Origin of the sequence: Chryseobacterium sp. CH21 (assembly GCF_004119445.1) — a bacterium.
Lineage (GTDB): Bacteria > Bacteroidota > Bacteroidia > Flavobacteriales > Weeksellaceae > Chryseobacterium.
The window spans coordinates 47497-65823 of record NZ_QICI01000013.1 but is presented as its reverse complement, the minus strand read 5'-3'; the positions used below and the strand labels follow the sequence as shown (position 1 = coordinate 65823).

Annotated in this window: 15 protein-coding genes; 13 read left to right on the top strand and 2 right to left on the bottom strand. The window is 37.3% G+C overall.

The annotated features are described in order from the left end of the window. Positions 1-150: 150 nt before the first annotated feature. The 7 genes from BOQ62_RS01490 to BOQ62_RS01465 all read left to right on the top strand — a co-directional run bounded on the left by BOQ62_RS01490 (position 151) and on the right by BOQ62_RS01465 (position 4712). Positions 151-1446, top strand: coding sequence for an Ig-like domain-containing protein (locus BOQ62_RS01490; RefSeq protein WP_164976653.1), 1296 nt, complete (start codon positions 151-153; stop codon positions 1444-1446). Positions 1447-1484: 38 nt separating this feature from the next. Further along, positions 1485-1730, top strand: a complete 246-nt coding sequence (locus BOQ62_RS01485; protein ID WP_129036654.1) for a hypothetical protein — start codon at positions 1485-1487, stop codon at positions 1728-1730. Positions 1731-1798: 68 nt separating this feature from the next. Next, positions 1799-1963 (top strand): bacteriocin-like protein, encoded by a 165-nt coding sequence (locus BOQ62_RS22300; protein WP_158521351.1) that lies wholly within the window; start codon positions 1799-1801, stop codon positions 1961-1963. Positions 1964-2085: 122 nt separating this feature from the next. Next, positions 2086-2442 (top strand): winged helix-turn-helix transcriptional regulator, encoded by a 357-nt coding sequence (locus BOQ62_RS01480; protein WP_129036653.1) that lies wholly within the window; start codon positions 2086-2088, stop codon positions 2440-2442. Positions 2443-2508: 66 nt separating this feature from the next. Continuing rightward, positions 2509-3504 (top strand): MsnO8 family LLM class oxidoreductase, encoded by a 996-nt coding sequence (locus tag BOQ62_RS01475; RefSeq protein ID WP_129036652.1) that lies wholly within the window; start codon positions 2509-2511, stop codon positions 3502-3504. A 25-nt stretch (positions 3505-3529) separates the two neighbouring features. Then, entirely contained in the window at positions 3530-4090 is a 561-nt protein-coding gene (locus BOQ62_RS01470; protein ID WP_129036651.1) for an AAA family ATPase, read from the top strand. A 58-nt stretch (positions 4091-4148) separates the two neighbouring features. After that, entirely contained in the window at positions 4149-4712 is a 564-nt protein-coding gene (locus BOQ62_RS01465) for a DUF6624 domain-containing protein (protein ID WP_129036650.1), read from the top strand. A gap of 80 nt (positions 4713-4792) precedes the next feature. On the opposite strand, the gene BOQ62_RS01460 is transcribed toward BOQ62_RS01465, so the two are convergent. Continuing rightward, the gene (locus BOQ62_RS01460) at positions 4793-5131 is read right to left on the bottom strand and encodes a YciI family protein (RefSeq protein WP_129036649.1); all 339 of its coding nucleotides are present in this window, start codon (positions 5129-5131) and stop codon (positions 4793-4795) included. A gap of 70 nt (positions 5132-5201) precedes the next feature. Beyond that, positions 5202-6338, bottom strand: coding sequence for a tetratricopeptide repeat protein (locus tag BOQ62_RS01455; protein ID WP_129036648.1), 1137 nt, complete (start codon positions 6336-6338; stop codon positions 5202-5204). Between the two features lie 233 nt (positions 6339-6571). Between BOQ62_RS01455 and BOQ62_RS01450 the strand changes: the two genes are divergently transcribed. The 6 genes from BOQ62_RS01450 (at position 6572) to BOQ62_RS01425 (ending at position 18263) form a co-directional block, all read left to right on the top strand. Further along, positions 6572-7012: a DinB family protein gene (locus BOQ62_RS01450; RefSeq protein WP_317127347.1), complete on the top strand. Its 441-nt coding sequence runs from the start codon at positions 6572-6574 to the stop codon at positions 7010-7012. A 74-nt stretch (positions 7013-7086) separates the two neighbouring features. Next, positions 7087-8853, top strand: coding sequence for a S41 family peptidase (locus BOQ62_RS01445; RefSeq protein WP_129036647.1), 1767 nt, complete (start codon positions 7087-7089; stop codon positions 8851-8853). A 570-nt stretch (positions 8854-9423) separates the two neighbouring features. Further along, complete coding sequence (locus BOQ62_RS01440; protein ID WP_129036646.1) at positions 9424-11586, top strand: type VI secretion system Vgr family protein; 2163 nt, start codon at positions 9424-9426, stop codon at positions 11584-11586. A 6-nt stretch (positions 11587-11592) separates the two neighbouring features. Next, positions 11593-12852: a tetratricopeptide repeat protein gene (locus tag BOQ62_RS01435; RefSeq protein WP_129036645.1), complete on the top strand. Its 1260-nt coding sequence runs from the start codon at positions 11593-11595 to the stop codon at positions 12850-12852. An 18-nt stretch (positions 12853-12870) separates the two neighbouring features. Continuing rightward, positions 12871-17598 (top strand): RHS repeat-associated core domain-containing protein, encoded by a 4728-nt coding sequence (locus BOQ62_RS01430; RefSeq protein WP_317127346.1) that lies wholly within the window; start codon positions 12871-12873, stop codon positions 17596-17598. Beyond that, the gene (locus BOQ62_RS01425; protein ID WP_129036644.1) at positions 17589-18263 is read left to right on the top strand and encodes a leucine-rich repeat domain-containing protein; all 675 of its coding nucleotides are present in this window, start codon (positions 17589-17591) and stop codon (positions 18261-18263) included. The genes BOQ62_RS01430 and BOQ62_RS01425 overlap by 10 nt, the downstream gene beginning before the upstream one ends. Positions 18264-18327 lie beyond the last annotated feature (64 nt).

Below are 18327 nucleotides of genomic sequence, written 5' to 3'. Positions count from 1 at the left end.
TGATAAAATACTTATTCTGATTTCTTTTTGTTGGAGTTATTCTGCTGGTTTTACCATCTCTAAGCTTTTACAATGGGCGTGTTTATACTATAAAAGTGAGTTGCAAAATACAATAATTGTATGTATCATTGTTACTGTTTAAGAATAATCATGAAACGTTTCACTACTATTATTTTCTCACTTGTATTTGCTAGTGCTTTTTCACAGCAATCGGCCAAAATTTTTACTTCAGATATTGATAATTTTTGGGTAGCTTATGACAGTATTCAAAAGACAGACAATCACTCCCAAAAACTCGATCTGATAAAAAGGCTTTATACGGATAAAGCTACAAAAGGTTTAAAAGCTTTTATGAAGGCCAGAAATTATAATGACAGTGTTTATGTAAAAAATATTGAGCAATATCCCAAATTCTGGAATTCTGTCAGACCCAATACTTTGACGATAAAAACCAAAACCAAAGAACTGGAAGCCAGTGTTGCCAAGCTAAAGGAGCTATATCCTGAACTTAAAGATGCTGAAATGTATTTTACCATTGGTGGACTTAACTCCGGAGGAACGGTGAGTGGAAATATGGTGTTGGTAGGGGCTGAACTTGTTACGGGACTTGCGTCTACAGATGTTTCAGAATTCAAAGATGAATGGCTGAAAGGCGTTTTTGCAAAGCAGTCTCTGGATAATATCGTTTCTCTGAATATTCATGAATATATCCATACCCAGCAGACCGGAGACCGCAGAAGGGTTTTAAACCAATCTATAAAAGAAGGATCATGTGACCTGATTGCCGAGCTTGTGATGAATAAGCCTCAGGAAAAGAAATATTTATCTTACGGTGCTGCTCATGCGGATAAAGTGAAAAATCTGTTTAAAAAAGAAATGTTCACCGGAAATTATACCAACTGGCTCTACAATGGAAGAGATAAAGGTGAAAGTGCAGATTTAGGATATTATGTAGGGTATGAAATCAGTAAGTTGTATTACCAGAATGCCAAAGATAAGAAAAAGGCCATCAAAGATATTATTGAGCTGAATTACAATAGTGATAAAGCGGTAGAAAATTTTCTTACTCAATCTCAATTTTTTAAAGAAAAAACAAGAGACCTGATGAAGGAATACCGTAAGAAGTCGCCAGCTGTTGTGAAAATGGACCCTGCCAATGGTTCTGCAGATGTAAATCCTGATACAAAAGAAATACGCATCACTTTCTCAAAAGAAATGATACCGGAATATTATTCTTTCAATCTTTCTGATAAAGGAAAAGAATATATGCCCATTACCAAAGTGTTAGGCATGGAAAATACGGATAAAACGTTGGTTCTGGGAGTAGATCTTAAACCTAATAAAGAATATGAGTTTGTACTCACCAATAAAAGTTTCAGATCCAAAGAAGGCTATTCGCTGAAAGAAGAGAAGCTTCTTATTAAGTTTAAAACGGCGAACAAATAGTTAGATAGCGATTCAACTTTTTTATTTTTAATATGGCTATGAAGAAAGATATACTCAAAGTGTTCATCATAAACATCATGATATTGTCTTTGATAGCCTATATTCTGGGGCTTACAGACTCTGCTTTCACACAGGTTTATCCTTCGGAGAATATGTTTTTCTATTTGGTTAATTCCATACAATATTTTATACTCTGGGTTTTGCCTTACTGGTGGCTGATCATTATGGGAGGAGCTGTGTTGCTGACCCTTTTGTATTATATTCTAAGAAAAATAAAACTTTAACAATTGGAATCAAAGCTGTTCAATGATTTTTTATTAAATTACTCTTTCAAACTAATAACTTATTTATTATGAAAAATCTAAAGAAAATCGCGAGACAAAGTTTAAAAACAATCACAGGTGGTCGTCCGCCAGCAGAGAGTGAATGTATAGCATGTGGATGCCCAACTTCAGCATGTTATTACAAAAATGGAAATGGCGGCGGTGGCGGTTGTGCTGATATCAGATGTGCATAATCATTTTCTATAAACAAACCTTCCATTATCGGAAGGTTTTATTTTTTACTGAAGCTTAGAAGTTGTATATTTCCTTTTGATAACCTTACCTTTTTGAGAGGGTAACGGTAAAAACGATTCCTATGCCTGAATTTTTCCATGATAAAAGACTGTATTATACTCCTATTGAGTTTGCTTTAAGCCATATCGGCGGAACCTGGAAAATGCCGATCCTGTGGAGATTACAGGAGAAACCACTTCGTTTCAGTGAGCTTAAAAAAGATATTCCCCATATTACAGACAAAATGCTGACCAGCCAGCTGCGTGAATTAGAGGCTAAAGAAATGATTAACAGGGAAGTATTCCCCGTAGTTCCGCCAAAAGTGGAGTATAGCCTTACAGAAAAAGGGAAAAAAGCGATTCCGGTAATTGAAACCATCATGACATTTGGTTATGATTTGATCAAAGAAGAGGGAATTGTGTTTCCTCCCAAAGAATGATCAGTGTATATTTCACCATTCAATAAAGCTTTTTTCATACCTTCACCATAAAATTGATTCAATAGTATGAAGCTGAAATTAGGGATATTAGATCAGTCACCTACAACTATGGGAGGCAGTGCAGCATCTGCATTGGAAAACAGTATCAATCTCGCTTTATTGGCTGAAGAAACTGGCTTTCACAGCATCATGTATTCTGAACATCATGGAGTAGAAGCCTATGGCAGTTCCAGCCCTGAATTATTAGCTGCCATCGTACTCAGTAAAACAAATCGTATCAGGATAGGAACAGCCGGCATTATGATGCGTAACTATTCTGCTTATAAGATCGCGGAATGGACCAAAATGCTGTCAACTCTATATCCAGAACGTTTTATTCTCGGATTGGGAAAAGCTCCCGGAGGATTGAAAGATGCGGTAATGGCATTGAATAATCATAAACCCGTCATTTTATCCAATATGGAAACGAAACTGGAAGAGATTATTCAATTCATCAGAGATGAAAAAGGAGTATATGACGGTTTAATTGCACAACCTGCCCAAGTAAAGCATATACCGGAGATCATGTGGCTGGGTTCAGGAAAGACCTCTGCCATGGAAGCTGCAAAACATGGGATTGGCTATTCGTTTGCTGCCTTTATGAACAATGAGAATGGGATGGAAAATACAGAAGTTTATCTCAGAGAATTCGATGAGACTCAATATTTTTCTCGGCCTTCTTTACAGATTGCATTAGCGGTATCGGTTGCAGACACTCTTGAACAGGCCAGAAGGAATGCTTATGGAATGGCATATCAGTTTTTGCAATCCCGTCAATTAGTAAGTCCCAATGCTGTTCTTTCCTCTGAAGAAGTAGAGCAAAGGATTTTGGGAACTCATGATGAAGAAGTGTTTTTCACGGTTTTAGATAGGATTATCATGGAAACACCAGCGTCTGTCAATCAAAAACTACAGCAGGTTTCAGAAAAATACAATACGGATGATCTTCTCATATTGTGCAATATGCATCGGGAAGAAGACCGTATCAATACCTATAAAAATATCATTAAAAATAATAAATAAGTCCTCCGGAATATAAATCAAACTCATGAAACAGGATAATTCAGTATTATATATCATGACGGGTGGTCCCGGAGCAGGAAAAACGACCTTGCTGGATGAATTAAACAGAAACGGGCTGGAAACCGTACCCGAAGAAGGAAGGAAAATCATTAAGGAACAAATTGATTCTGGTAATGATGGACTTCCATGGCTTAATAAAGAACTTTTTGCAGAACTGATGTTTGCAGAATCTGTAAAATCCTATCTTAAAATAAGTCACATGCCCAATACAAAACCTGTTTTCTTCGACCGGGGAATATTGGATACGCTGGGTTATATGAGGCTTGAAAATATTCCTATTCCAAAATCAATGGAAGCGAAAGCAAGAGAAATGGTGTATCATAACAATGTTTTCATTCTTCCCCCATGGAAAGAAATTTACGAAAATGATCAGGAAAGAAAACAAACCTTTGAAAAAGCGATTCTTACCTTTGAATGCATGAAGGATATTTATCAGGAATATGGATACAATCTCATAGAAGTCCCGAAAGCAGCCGTAGGAAACAGAGCACGCTTCGTTCTTGATATGATTTCACAGAATAATTAAATTAATCGTTTATCAATCATCAATCATCAATTATCAATCATCAATTATCATTTATAATATGAATCATCTTCCTTTTGAAAAAGAACTCCTTGAAATGGCTGATAAAGATCTGTCAGTTAGAGAAAAACTGTTGGAAGCAGGAGAATTATCCGGAGGTTATCATCCTGAAATGGAACGTATTCATAGAGCTAATGCACAACGTCTTCGGGAAATTATATCGGAAATTGGTTATCCTACCATTTCAAAAATAGGTAAAAACGCAAGCGAGGCTGCTTGGCTGATTATTCAGCATGCCATTAGTGAGCCAGAATTTATGAAAGAATGTCTCATCATGATGGAGGAGAATAGCAGTGATATTAATCCTGCGAATATAGCCTATTTATACGACAGGATCCAGGTTTTTCAAAGTAAGCCACAGAAATACGGAACACAACTGAGTGCTGAAAGAACCATCTATCCTGTAGAAAATAAAGACAATCTGAACGAAGAACGTAAAAAGGTAAACCTGCCTGAACTCTCAAAAGAGGAAATTAACAACATCCCAGAGCCTGAAGAGATTCCAGAAATAGACAGTAAAGATGCCGGGTATACGGTCTGGAGAAAAAAAGTAGGCTGGATTTAAAAAGACTCCAGAATGAAGAGTACAATTTTCAACATAGATTGCAATAACTTCCAATTCCTGATTTCCAGCTTCATATTTTTTTACACCTTCAAAACTTCTCGCACTTCAATATTACCCCCAATTTTAAAGATGGGATTTCCTTTTGCCATTTCTACTGCTTCATCTATAGACTCTGCTCTTACAATAATATATCCGCTGATAAATTCTTTGATTTCCGTGTAAGGTCCGTCAGTTACAATATTATCCGGTTTTACAGTTTTTGCAGTTCCAGGGGCAGGCAGAAGGGTATTTCCTTTGTCCACCAGTTTATTCTGAGCGGCAATGTTTCCCAGCCAGTTCATCCGTTCCTGAATTTGTTCCGGGGAAGGTTTAAAATCGGAAATATCTTTAAGCCTGAAGATTAATGCAAATTCTTTCATGATCTATATTTTTTTGTTATTCATTTCAATGACGACTAAACCATCAGTACGGGGACAAAATTCTCTATATCTATTTTAAACCAGGAATTCTGCCTTTAGCATATGCAATCTGCTCTTTTTCTTTTTCCTGATCCGGATTGTTTTTAAGGTATAATTGATAATAAGTTGCAGCGTTTTTGGGTTGTTTCAGATTAAGATCGTAAAGAAGCCCCAAACGATAATAAATAATATTGCTCGTACCAAAGGTTAATCCTCTTTTATAGGCCGTTACCGCATCATTATACTGATTCTTGGATTCATAAATGCCTGCCAGTGCGGCGTAATATAATGTGGTATGATCTGAAATAGCTTCATCAATTGTCTTTTGAGCATAGATAGCAGCATTGTTATAATCTTTAAGTTCACGATAGCTTAACGCCATAAAATATAAGGTACCTTCATTTTGTACTCCCATATCTTCCAGCATTTTATAAAGAGTAATGCATTTCTGATAATCTTTTACATAAAAATAAGCCTGCCCCATATCATTCATTACGTTCACATCCGCATGGTTTTTCAACAGTTTTTCACCAATTTCGATCACCTCCGGATACTTTCCCAACTGATTGGCAACCGGCAATAAAGCCTGTTGTAAAGTGAAATTTTCTGTATCGGAAGCAATGGCAGTTTTTAATACATTATAAGCTGGTTTAAATTGTTTGAGGCCACTGTAAGCCAGAGAAAGATCATAAGCCACATCAGGATCTGTAGCGTTCAGAGTATTGGCTTTTTTTAAATAATTAAGTTTTGATTCTGGAGTGTCTGCATAGCTTGCAAGCTGTTTATAAGCACTGAAATTGAGACTGTCCACCTGAATAATCTGCTGAAGATAGGCCTTGGCATTGGATGCATTTCCCCGTCTGGAATTAATACTCGCCAGACTGAATAGAGTAGACAGATTATTGGGCTGAATAGTATTGATTTTCTGATAATTTTTCTCTGATTCCGGAAGTTTACCGGCCATCATATTACAGTAAGCTATTTGAGAAAGGGCTTTTATATCCTGTGTATCTTCTGGATATATACTCTGAAGATATTTTGCAGCATCTGCATAACGTTGTGTTTCATAGTATTCAAGAAGCTTTTCAGAATCAATTTTTACAGACTGAGCAGTAATATGATTAAAGCATAGTAGAATAATGCACAAGCATGTTCCTATTTTCATCATGGTTATTTTTTAACTAAAATATTGGATATTCAGTAAGTTTCCAAATTTTATACTCACTTATTCGGGATTTTTTCCGGTTTTATATATAATTTATAATTAAAATCAAAAACTCCTGTTTTTAGAATTCTTATATTCACCCTACAAAAAAGCATAAGATAAAGCCGTTAGATATGGAAATAAAAACTGTACAATCATTCCTGGATTATTATCAAAAAATATGAGAAAGAACCAACCTGATTATAGCAGTTGTACCACCTGAACATATTGATTTTACCTATAAACCGGGAAAATTTACCATTGGAGATCAGATCAGACATATTGCGACAATAGAACGCTACATGTATGGAGAAACCATTTCCGGGAAGAAAAGTGCTTATCCGGGATGTGGAAAAGAACTGGCTGATAGCTATGAAGATACAGTTAAGTTTTTTAATGAGATGCATCGCCAGACATTGGAAATCATTGGCGGACTTTCCGATGAAGATCTTACCCGCAAATGCTTAACCCCTGCCAACAATGAAATTTCTATCTGGAAATGGCTTCGTGCGATGATAGAACATGAAATTCATCACAGAGCTGAAATTTATATTTATTTGAATCTTCTGGATATAAAAACACCACAGATCTACGGATTTTCTGCAGAAGAGGTTCAGGAAATGAGTATAAAATTATAGTAATCAAATGTATGAATGAATATTTTTCAGCCAGTTGAGGTTAATTTGTATATTAGCCCATTCAAAAAATAATAATGACCAGACCCTTTATCATCCCTCTTTTATTGTTGTTAAACAGTGTATATGCACAAACAATTTCAGACCTGAAACCGGGAGATACCTTAAAATATATTCCACAATCCCACAAACCTTCATGGATTTCAATACAGTCCGGAGATGCCAATTTGGGACTTGCATTATTCATGGATGGAAAAAAGCTGAAGGAGCAGGATGATTCCAGAGGGATAAGAAGTGTTGAACGCTTCTATTTTACACCGGAAAAAGGAAAAAAATATGAACTGAAAGTCTGGGCTAAATCTTATGTGGAGAAAAGCAAACCGGCAAAAATTTCCATTACAGAATCTAAAAATGCAGCAATTTTGGATGGCCAGTTCAGTCCTGACCAGTTTGTGGAAGACCTTAGAACCTTTCGTTCTATCCGGGATAAGGCAAATTCAGGATTGTATGTTTACAGAACAAAAAATCAAATCGACAGTATCTACCAACAGGCAGAAATTGACGCGCGAAACAGCAAAAATATTTTCGACTTTTATAAAGTAATAGCAAATGTTACCGGATTTGAAGGAAGCTGTCATAACTATACAGATCTGCCTAATCATGCTTCTTATTATCTCACTCAAAAGCCGGAATATTTACCCATAACCCTGAAAAATATTGACGGCCGCCTGCTTCAGGATTCAAAAGATGCAGCACTGCCTTTAGGTGCTGAAATCCTTTCTATCAACGGAGTTCCTGCCAAAGAAATGATCAGCCGTTTTTCAAAATACTATTTTTCTGACGGATATTCAATGCCTTACAAAGAAACAACAGGCTTTGAAAGAGGGATGCTGGACAAATTTTATATAGAATTCGGAACCCACAAAAACTATATTATCAGTTATCAATGGAATGGAAGTGTAAAAGAAATTTCATTGCCCGGAATCTCATTGGAAAATTTTAAAAAACTTCAGGACTCAAGACATTCACTTGCTTTTGACAGAAAATTGCTCTCAGAAAAATACAGTTTTACTAAAGAGGGAAATGGAATGTACCGCTTATCTTTAAGAGGATTTGATTTTGCAACCGGAAAAGAAGATCCTGCTTATAAAAAATTCAGTGTTTTTCTTGAACATATGATGGATACTCTGGAGCGGGAAAAAATAGAAAATCTTATCGTAGATCTCAGAGGAAATACCGGGGGTACAGGGGCTCTCTATGAGAAAGTATTCTCTTATCTTACCCAAAGACCTTTCCGCGACAGTCATTATGCTTATACTCAATTTAATGAAGTGCCTATGGAAGGGAAACTGGTAATAACTCCACTTTTTCTTTCCAACGGAGTAAAGGATAAACATGGATTGAACGCTTATCTGAAACAGCTTTACCCTAAAGAAGTTCAGGGAAAATATTATTGGGCGGATGACAAAAACCCTTCCATTCTACCTAATGACAGAACGTTTAAAGGTCAGCTTTATCTTTTTGTAGACCAGCGTGTGGCTTCCGCAGCTTCGCATCTGGCATCACTGATTAAATCCTACACCAATGCAGTAGTCATCGGAAAAGAAACAGTAGGAGGGTACTATGAACACAACGGTCATCTTCCATTGGTTTACGAACTTCCTAATACAGGTATTCAGACAGGATTTTCTATTGTTCATGTGATTCAGGATGCGCAAAATCTTCCTGATCAGAAAAGAGGGCAGGGTATTATACCTCATATAAAAGTTCAACAGACCAATCAGGAATTTCTGGATCAGACCGATGTTTATCTTAAAAAAGTTTCAGAACTCAGAAAACAGTAAATAGGATTTCATTGATTGAATCATTTCATATAAAACCAGCTGTAAATAATGAATTTGCAGTTGGTTTTTTTGTGACCAAATTATAGCGTAATTTTAAATTATGTCTATTTATAGTGATAAATTTGTTGTTTTTATTTATTAAAAATTGTTAAATATTATTCTGATAAATAGATGTTTATTTCTTTTTTTAAATCATTTATTTTAGAATTATTAATATGAAAGTCGTAGAACTACTACAAATTTTCAGATTGGCTTCTGAAAATTTTTTGAATAGAAATTACCGTTCTATCTTTGTAATACCACCAATCTAATGACAAAAAAATTAATAATGATTAAAACATTCATCTCATAACGATAAATACTGGAGAAATCCCGGAATTCAACAGGGAGTAAAGTGAAAAAATTTTCTGCTTTACATTTTTACAATTACTATTCATGCCCTGTTTTGAACTCATTATCTGCATTTTATTTTTCGGAATAGAATCCGGATAACGAAAATCTATCTGATCTACTTCAGATAAATTTTAGCCTTTAAAAACTTGACACCCAATCAATCAAAATACTACAATTATGTTTCAGGACGATCATTCACCCAAAATGCCTGTTTCCAAAGATAAAATTCCAGCCGCCAATAATATAAAAGAAACGCTGAAAGATCAGGCAGTAGGCAAAGCTGCCAAGGAAATACAGGAAAAATCGAGCGGAACCGTTAAAAAAGCAACTGAAAAAATGGTTCAGGCTCAAGCCTATACAGGAATGGTTCAGAACGGCTCCCAAATGTTTATGAATCAGGTTAAACAGTCTAACCCACCCACATTGGTAGAAGACAAAGTATGGTCCAAACAGCCTACTTCCGGAATTTATAATGCCAATACAATCGCAGGCAATCAGGTAGCAGGAATCAACCGTGTGGTAAAACTTGAAATTGTGATTGACGGAAAGGTGATCAAACATTTCAAGCATTTTCAATTAAAGCAAAGTGCTGTAAAACATCATGAATTTGATCTGATGCTGGCTCACGATATTTTAGGGAGTTCAGAAAATCATAATCTGGAAGAAGCGCAAAACTTTCTGGGAAAAAGAATTACTGTAATTTTCAGATATAAAGACGTTGAGGATGGCCCGGAAAGAAACTTTGTAGGCGTAATTACAGAAGTAGGTTTTAGCCAGGAAAAAGGAAGTCTGGGAAATATTGTTCTTACAGGATCAAGTCCAACCGTTCTTTTAGATGCAGCTCCTCATATTCAAAGTTTTGGCGGAGCACAGGAAATCAGTTTGAACAGTATTGCAGATCAGGTGATTAAAGAAGGTTTAGGACAAAACTCCTTTGATTTCAGGGTAGATGCAGCACACGGAAATGTTTCATACAGCTCACAATACGAAGAAACCCATTACAACTATCTCGCAAGAATGGCAGAAGCCTATGGAGAACAGTTTTTTTATGATGGGGAAGTGCTTCATTTCGGAAAACTGCCACCTCAGGAAAAGCCAGTAAAACTGACCTACGGAAGCAGCGTAAGTGATGTAAAGATAAAAATGAAAGCCCAGCACGTGAATCCTTCATTTTATGGTTATAACAGCAGTAAAAATGAAAAATTAACCACTGGAAATTCAAAAATAAATCATACTTCAGATATTGCTAAAAGAGCTTATGAGATTTCAGAAAAGACCTTTACAACACCTTCACTAAGAGTAGCTCCGATAAAAGCATCGTCTTTTATGGATGTGGAAAATTCTCAGAAAGGAACAGCCGGAAGCAAAGCCTCAGAAGTATTTGTTATTTCAGGGATTACAACAGTACCTTTCCTTTATCCGGGCTGTATCGCTGATATCGAAATGAGAAAAGCAGAAAGCAGTGAAACAACCTATTTCACCAAACTGATGATTGTAGATATGCAACATGAGGTAGATGCAAGAGGATATTATACAGGAACTTTTGAAGCCATTGCTTCTGACACAGGATTTATTCCCCGCCCGGAATTTCAAACTCCAAAAGCAGATGCACAATTTGCCAAAGTAATTTCCAATACAGATCCTTTAAATCAGGGAAGAGTGAAAGTTCAGTTTGACTGGCAGAATGGTTCTACCACCACAGAATACATCAGAGTAATGACCCCAGATGGCGGTGGAAGCGAAAAAGTAAGCAAAAATCGTGGATTTATGGCCATTCCGGAAGAAGGAGATCAGGTGGTGGTCAATTTTGCCCATCAGCATCCTGACCGTCCGTTTGTAATGGGAGGAATGTTTCATGGCGGAGTTGGCGGCGGCGGAGGTGCCGGAAATAATATTAAAAGCTTAAGCAGTAAAAGCGGTCATACCATGAGTCTGGATGACGGCGGAGGAATTACGGTAAAAGATAAAGATCAAAACTCTGTCTTTCTGGATGGAGCAGGAAATATAACGATAGACAGCAAAATTTCTATCACCCTCAACTGTGGAAGCAGCTCTCTTTATATGGATAAAGATGGAAATATTCAGATCAAAGGAAAAGAAATATTTGTACAGGGAATCAATATCGGAGTGGGAGGAACATCCAGTATTGGAGTTGGCGTCGGACCTGAAGATGGTGATCCAACTTCAGGAATAGGAATCAAATCAGATACTCTGGATATCGGAACCAAAACCCTTTCCATGAGAGGAGATACTGAAGCCAATCTCAGCAGTGGAGGAAAAATAAATGTAGGGGGCGGAAGTGAAACAAATATTGTAAGCGGAACTGTAAAACTGAATTAAAAGAAAATGAATCCTGTAGATCTGGAGCTGGTAAAATTAAAAAGACAATGGCAGAAAGTCGTTTCAAAAAACGAAGAAAAACCTATGCTGATCTGTATAGGAGAAAAGCATGAAACGGATCTTTTTGATGGATTTATCAAATCGAAACTTTCTGAAGATGAGGAAAGCGACGATGTTTTTTTACTCCATTATCAGGAATTTAACGGCATGAATTCTTACGGGCAGATCTTATTGGATGAATGGACCGAGTTCTACGAAATGCTGAAAAAAAGCCAAGAAAATATTCCAGAATGGGATTTAAAGAATCCGGAAGAATCTTTTAAAACAGATGCTTATAAAGCATTTTATCCTTTACTGGAGTTAAAGAAAAACTTCCCGAGTATTCAGCACTCCAGGATCTATCTCTATATTGCCCCGCTCAGGATCAGTGATAAAGAAGAGCTGTCACTATGGGTAAAAGAATGGTGCAGCATCTGTGAAGCATCAGAAAATAAAGATATTAAACTGGTCTGGGCAGAACATCATACCCATAGAACACTGCCACACATTCCTTCCGCACATAGTTTCAGAGTAGAAGTGGATATTCATCAGCTGATGCAGAATACCGCAGCACATACCAACCGGAAGAAGAATAGCCCGGATACGGATTTTCAGCAGCAGATTCTTGTAGCGAGTAATCATTTAAGCAAAGAAAGATTCAAAGAAGCGGAACATGCTCTGAAAACAGCGGTGAAACTGGCTAAAGAGCAAAAGAATAAACAGGGAGAAATTTCTGCCTATTTTATGCTTACCCAAGCCTACACCGCAGATAAGAAAAAAGACCGTGCAGAAGATACTTACAGAACGATATTAGAAGAAGTAGAGCCGGATTCGCCTTTGGAAGTCCAGATGTTGATGAATTACGGAAGCCATCTGCTAGGAAATTCCAAAAAATCCAAAGCAGAAAAAATATTTGAAAAAGCTGCAGAAACAGCACAGAAGATTGGAGAATATGCTATGGCTATTGAATGCTACAGAATCATCGCAACCCTGAATGATACTGTTTTGACAAAAGATAAAATGATAAGGTATTTTGAAAAATGCCTTGATATCGCAAAAGTAATGGATCCTTCATCAAGAGAACAAAGCAGCCTGCGGTTCGTAGCCTCAATGCTGATTCTTAAATATGAAGGTGATCAGGATAAAAAAACAAAACTGGACAATGAAATGAAGGCTTATTTTGGTGATGACTGGAAGGTAAGTGTAGAAAGACCAAAAGCTGGGTAATCTCAAATTAAAAGAATCATGGCAGATCTGAATAAAAAAACAGTAAAACCCATCAAGGTTGAAAAACCGAATATGAACCCAGACCGCTCCTTGAAGGTAAATGCGGATGTTACCTCAGTAAGCTGGGACAAAACTACACAGGGCTGGAAGAATGGAATGAAAAATAATTTCGATTCGCTGAATCCGGTTTCTATGGCTAAATCCATTGCGGGAGGAGATAGTGCTCAGTCAGGAAAAAGCAGCGGAGGAGGTGGCGGAGACAGTGCTGTAACCGCAGAAAAAGCCGCTCCGGAAAGCAAAGTAAAGCTGATCAAAGTCAATACACCAGCAATGCCGTCCACCGCGATTCAGCATACGAGTAAGCATTTTGACATTGTGCTGGCGATTGATATCCACTGGACATTAATCCCGCCGCCACCTTCATTTATGCTGATTCCACTGCCTTTGCCGCATCCTTTCATCGGGATCGTGTTTGATGTGATGGATTACATTACGATCACCATTCCGATTCCTCAGTTTGCAAGAAACCTCATGCCTTCACTTCCGGAAAGTATTCCGATGGGAGGATCAATATACGTTCACGGAAGACATAAAGCAACCACTACGACGAGTGTAATGGGAGTGGTAATTCCGTTCAGACATATCACCTCGCTGATTCCGGTATATCTCATTCCTTTTCCCCAGGAAGCTCCACACGAGGGGGAGGTATATTATGGTTCACAGACCGTCTTGGCACAAGGAAGTAAAATGAGCGGAAACCAGCCTCAGCAGGTACTTACCTGTATGGGGTTTCCTTTCGGGATGACTATGTTGCCTGCTATGCCGGACAAACCAAAGAAAAATCCACTGGCGTATTTCGCCTTCTATAATAATTTTTCAAGCATGTATATCCAGATCAATACGGGTGGACCTGTATTGGTGGGAGGAGCTTTTGTTCCCCATGTTTACACCCCCGGAGAAATGCTCATGCGTATTGCAGGAATGTTTTTAATGAGAAGCCTGACCAAAAAAATAGGCAAACTGGGAGCAAATGGATTAAAAAAACTGAATAACAGTGTCCTTAAAAAAGCTCCATTCAATAAATTTAAATTTGCTAATGCCCTTTCTAAGAAATTATGCCACTGGGGATTGGAACCTGTTAATTTTGCTACAGGAGCAATGGTTTTTGAATGGGATGATTTTGAGATTCAGGGAAGTACTCCTTTAAAATGGAGGAATTTATGGCACAGTGACAGGCCTTATGATTTTGGTCCTTTAGGAAACGGAGTCTTTAATAATCATGATCTGTTTATTCTGTCCGAAGAAAACAATAAGTTTGCCGGATGGATGCACCCTTATGAAAATATTGCCATGCTGATTCCTGCGCCTGAAATTGGTGAAGAAATGACCTATTTCAGAGATCAGAAGATATGGCAGTACAGACCAAGCAGCAGTATCTGGGTTATTCGCAAAGGAACTGATATCTATACTTATAAACGTTTCCATCATATTACAGAAGGACCCATTTATAAGGTAGTTCGTATTGAATATGGTGATGGAACCATCCGGGAATATGAGTATGAAGACCGCAATATTGTCCTAAAATGTATCATAGATGTGAAAAGTGGATTCAGAATAGAAACTGTGATCCATCCTGAATATAAAAAAGTAACGGAAGTTTATTACTGTTATAAAAAACAGAGAGATCTGCAGGTTCGCTATGAATATGATGACCGAGGAAATCTTACCCAGATATGGGATGTTCACAAAAAAGCAATTGCCTTTGAATATGACGGAAATAATCAGGTAGTGAAAAGAACCAACCGAAATGGGATGAGCTACAACTGGAATTATGATAAAGAAGGAAGAGTGGTTCATACCAAAGGAGTGGATGGCTATATGGAAGGAAGTCTCAATTATAATGAAGAAGAAGGTTTTACAGAAGTAATATATCCAAAACAGAACAATAAAACCGAACGCTATTATTACGATGAGAATTTTCTTGTTTATAAAAAAGTAGATGGAGAAGGAGGTGAAACCTGGTATGATTTTACAGCGAACAACGAGTTGAAAATGATAGGAACTCCGGAAGGAAGAGTTCAGGGATATACCTATGACGAAATGGGAAATATCAAAATTTTCCATAGTCCGGATGGAGAAGAATATCATTATCAATACAACGAATTCGGACAGGTGACTGCACGCCTTTCACCATCCGGAGCTTCTGAAACATGGAGTTATGATGAGGATGGAAGGCTGATAAGCCATACAGATGCTGCTGAAGATAGCGTTTATTATGAATATGCCGAAGGGGAAAGACTTCCCAAAAAGAATATAAGAGAACACATTACAACATCTTACGAATATAATCAGAGAGGGCAGCTTGTTCAACTGACCAATACGCTCGGAGCTGAACAATATTGGAAGTATGATGAGTATGGAAGATTATTGGCTTTCAGTCCGAAACCCTTAAAAAGGACTCTTTGGAACCGGGATAAAATGGGAAGGGTAGTAGAAATAAATGAACAGGGACAATTACCATTGAAGTTTCGTTATGATGCCTATGATCTTCCGGTGTATGTCACGGATGGCCGTGCAGAATGGCTTGTGAGTTACACTCCTATGGGAAGCCTTAAAAGACAGGTTCGCAGGAATGCACTTACGGGTAAAAAAGAACAAACGCTGGCTTTTGGATATGATGCTTATGAAAACTTAATGAGCATTACCAATGAAAAAGGAGAAGTCTATTCTTTTGAAAGAAATAATAATAACGAAATCATAGGTGAAACCGGCTTTGAAGGCCAGAAAAAATTCTTTGTTCGTGATAAAGACGGATTGATTACCCAAAGAAGAACCCCTCACGGGAAGAATATTTTTTATGAATATGATTTAGCGGGAAGAATAACGCAAACCCATTATCCGGACGGAACCTGGGAAGCTTACCAATATGACACTTCAGGATTATTGATCAAAGCAGATAATGAAGATAATAGTGTTAGTTTTCAGAGAAATAAATTAGGACAGATCACCAGTGAAAAACAGGGTGCGCATACCATTCAATATGAATATGACAGTCAGGCAAATCTGATCGGTTTGAAAAGTAGCTTAGGAGCCGAAGTAGACTATTCTTATAATGATCTGGGACAGTTTAAAACGGTAACTGCCGCTACTCCGGAAGTGCATGCACCCTGGCGGATGAATCTTGAGATCAGCCGGAACGGACAGATGCATTCCCGTGAAATGACCGGCGGGGTAGAAAGCACTTTTGAATTTGACCATATCGGAATGCCGGTAAGTCAGAAAGTAACAGTGAATAAAACCAATACTACCTTCCATAAAGATTACGACTGGGGAGCCGGAAACCGATTGTTGCATACGCTGGACAGGGTGACGGGCGGAAGAACAAGATTTGATTACGATGCTTTCGGAAGCCTTGTTGCTGCAGAATATTCGAACGGAGAGGTACAGTACAAAAATCCGGATGCTACAGGATGCTTATATGAAAGTTCCCGGCAGACTGACCGCGTCTACGACAAAGGAGGAAAGCTGATGCGCGATAAAAACTGGTTTTACCATTACGATGAAGAAGGAAATTTATTGTTAAAAAGTAAGCGGCCGATCAACGATGCCAAGCCGGAGCATACAGAAGAGCAAAAGAATACACATCCTTATTATAAAACCATTGCTTCAGATTGGCTGAACAGCCCGAAACTGCCGGATGGAGCTGATTTACCCAATGTAACCGAAGACCTTCCAACAGAAATCCAAAACCCGGAATGGTCCCCCGGAGACTGGGCGTATTCCTGGAATGCCAACGGAATGCTGGCCAAAGTAAAATGCCCCGACGGCAAAGATGTAAGCTTTGAGTATGATGCTCTCGGAAGAAGAACCTCAAAAATTGGCCTAAAGAAAATAACTCGTTATATTTGGGATGGTAATGTTCTTCTGCATGAATGGAGCTATGATGCTGAAAAAGTTCCTGTAACGGTTGTAGATGATGACGGAAATGTCATTGCGGGAAAAGAACCTGTGGAGAATATGGTGACCTGGGTGTATGAGCAAAATTCATATGTGCCATGTGCCAAAATTGTTAATGGGGAAAGCTACAGTATTATTTCTGATTATTTAGGTAGACCTGTTCAGGCTTTTGATGAAGTAGGTAAGGTCATCTGGAGTACAGAATATGATATTTATGGAAATCTTCAAAATGTAAAAGGCGATAGATATTTTATTCCGTTTAGGCAGCTCGGACAATATGAGGATATAGAAACAGATGGTCTTTATTATAATCGCTTTAGGTATTATGATAACGATAGTGGAATTTATATTTCTAAAGACCCGATAGGGTTATTAGGAAATAATCCCAACTTCTATGCATACGTTTTTGACAGTAATATCTGGGTAGATCCATTCGGGCTCACAGGTACCTATATGTTTACTAATGGTTCAAAATGGTATATAGGAAAAGGGCCTTCCAATAGGATGTATACTTCAATGGGAGAAAGAGTGGGAGGTAAAGGAAATGTTACTCAGGGGATACATGTGGATTATGGAGATAATAAAACGGGGTTGATGGTAGAAGCTGAATTAATGAGAAGAAATAATGCTGTAACTGCTATTGATTTTGATAATGCAATCAATTCACCAGGAGAAAAATTATTGGCAGATGCACAATTGAATAATCCAACCATATACAATGATATTGTAAAGAAAGCGGATGATTTTGAAACAAAATTTAATACTACAGTAGGAATAAAATGTTACTAGATAAAACGGTAAGAAAAAATTTAGACGGTGAATATATAGTTATTCACGCTAATCAGTTAAAAGAAGGTGTAGAATATGCTAAGCATTTAAAAATTGCTCAAATTCAGATAAGAGGATTCTTAGGACATGAGAATACTGAGTCTAAGGTAGATTTTAAAGAATTTGAAAAACTTTCAGATTACTTGAAAATCATATCTTTAAGCACAATAGAAAATGTTATAAATATTGAATCAATATACTCTTTGCAAAACCTTGAAAAGATCTATTTAGAGAAACAAAAATTTTCAATTGATATATCAAATTTCCATAAAATTAAACATCTTGGTACTGAGTATTGGAAGGGGTTGGTTAATTTTAATGAAGCTTATTCATTACAAAGTCTGGTGCTTACAAAATTTTCAAACACGAATCTTCGTGAACTTTCCAAATTACAAAATCTGAAAGTTCTTCATGTCTACAATTCGAAGATAGAAACACTGGATGGTATAGAAAATCTTCCATTGGAAGAATTAGCTTTAGTGAAAAACAATAGTTTAGAAAATATTCAAGCCATTAAAAACTTAGAAATACTAAAGGATCTTTTAATTGAAAAGTGTAAAAAAATTGATGACTATGAATCTATTGAAGAGATAAAAGACAAAGTGAACGTAAGAATTATTAAATAAATAGGAAATTGAAGAAGTATAAATGAGCAACATACCTCAAAAGATACAGAAGAATATTGATAAC

Coding starts and splice junctions, on each gene's coding strand:
- BOQ62_RS01490 (WP_164976653.1), top strand. CDS start 151: ATGAAACGTTTCACTACTATTATTTTCTCACTTGTATTTGCTAGTGCT.
- BOQ62_RS01485 (WP_129036654.1), top strand. CDS start 1,485: ATGAAGAAAGATATACTCAAAGTGTTCATCATAAACATCATGATATTG.
- BOQ62_RS22300 (WP_158521351.1), top strand. CDS start 1,799: ATGAAAAATCTAAAGAAAATCGCGAGACAAAGTTTAAAAACAATCACA.
- BOQ62_RS01480 (WP_129036653.1), top strand. CDS start 2,086: ATGCCTGAATTTTTCCATGATAAAAGACTGTATTATACTCCTATTGAG.
- BOQ62_RS01475 (WP_129036652.1), top strand. CDS start 2,509: ATGAAGCTGAAATTAGGGATATTAGATCAGTCACCTACAACTATGGGA.
- BOQ62_RS01470 (WP_129036651.1), top strand. CDS start 3,530: ATGAAACAGGATAATTCAGTATTATATATCATGACGGGTGGTCCCGGA.
- BOQ62_RS01465 (WP_129036650.1), top strand. CDS start 4,149: ATGAATCATCTTCCTTTTGAAAAAGAACTCCTTGAAATGGCTGATAAA.
- BOQ62_RS01460 (WP_129036649.1), bottom strand. CDS start 5,131: ATGAAAGAATTTGCATTAATCTTCAGGCTTAAAGATATTTCCGATTTT.
- BOQ62_RS01455 (WP_129036648.1), bottom strand. CDS start 6,338: ATGATGAAAATAGGAACATGCTTGTGCATTATTCTACTATGCTTTAAT.
- BOQ62_RS01445 (WP_129036647.1), top strand. CDS start 7,087: ATGACCAGACCCTTTATCATCCCTCTTTTATTGTTGTTAAACAGTGTA.
- BOQ62_RS01440 (WP_129036646.1), top strand. CDS start 9,424: ATGTTTCAGGACGATCATTCACCCAAAATGCCTGTTTCCAAAGATAAA.
- BOQ62_RS01435 (WP_129036645.1), top strand. CDS start 11,593: ATGAATCCTGTAGATCTGGAGCTGGTAAAATTAAAAAGACAATGGCAG.
- BOQ62_RS01430 (WP_317127346.1), top strand. CDS start 12,871: ATGGCAGATCTGAATAAAAAAACAGTAAAACCCATCAAGGTTGAAAAA.
- BOQ62_RS01425 (WP_129036644.1), top strand. CDS start 17,589: ATGTTACTAGATAAAACGGTAAGAAAAAATTTAGACGGTGAATATATA.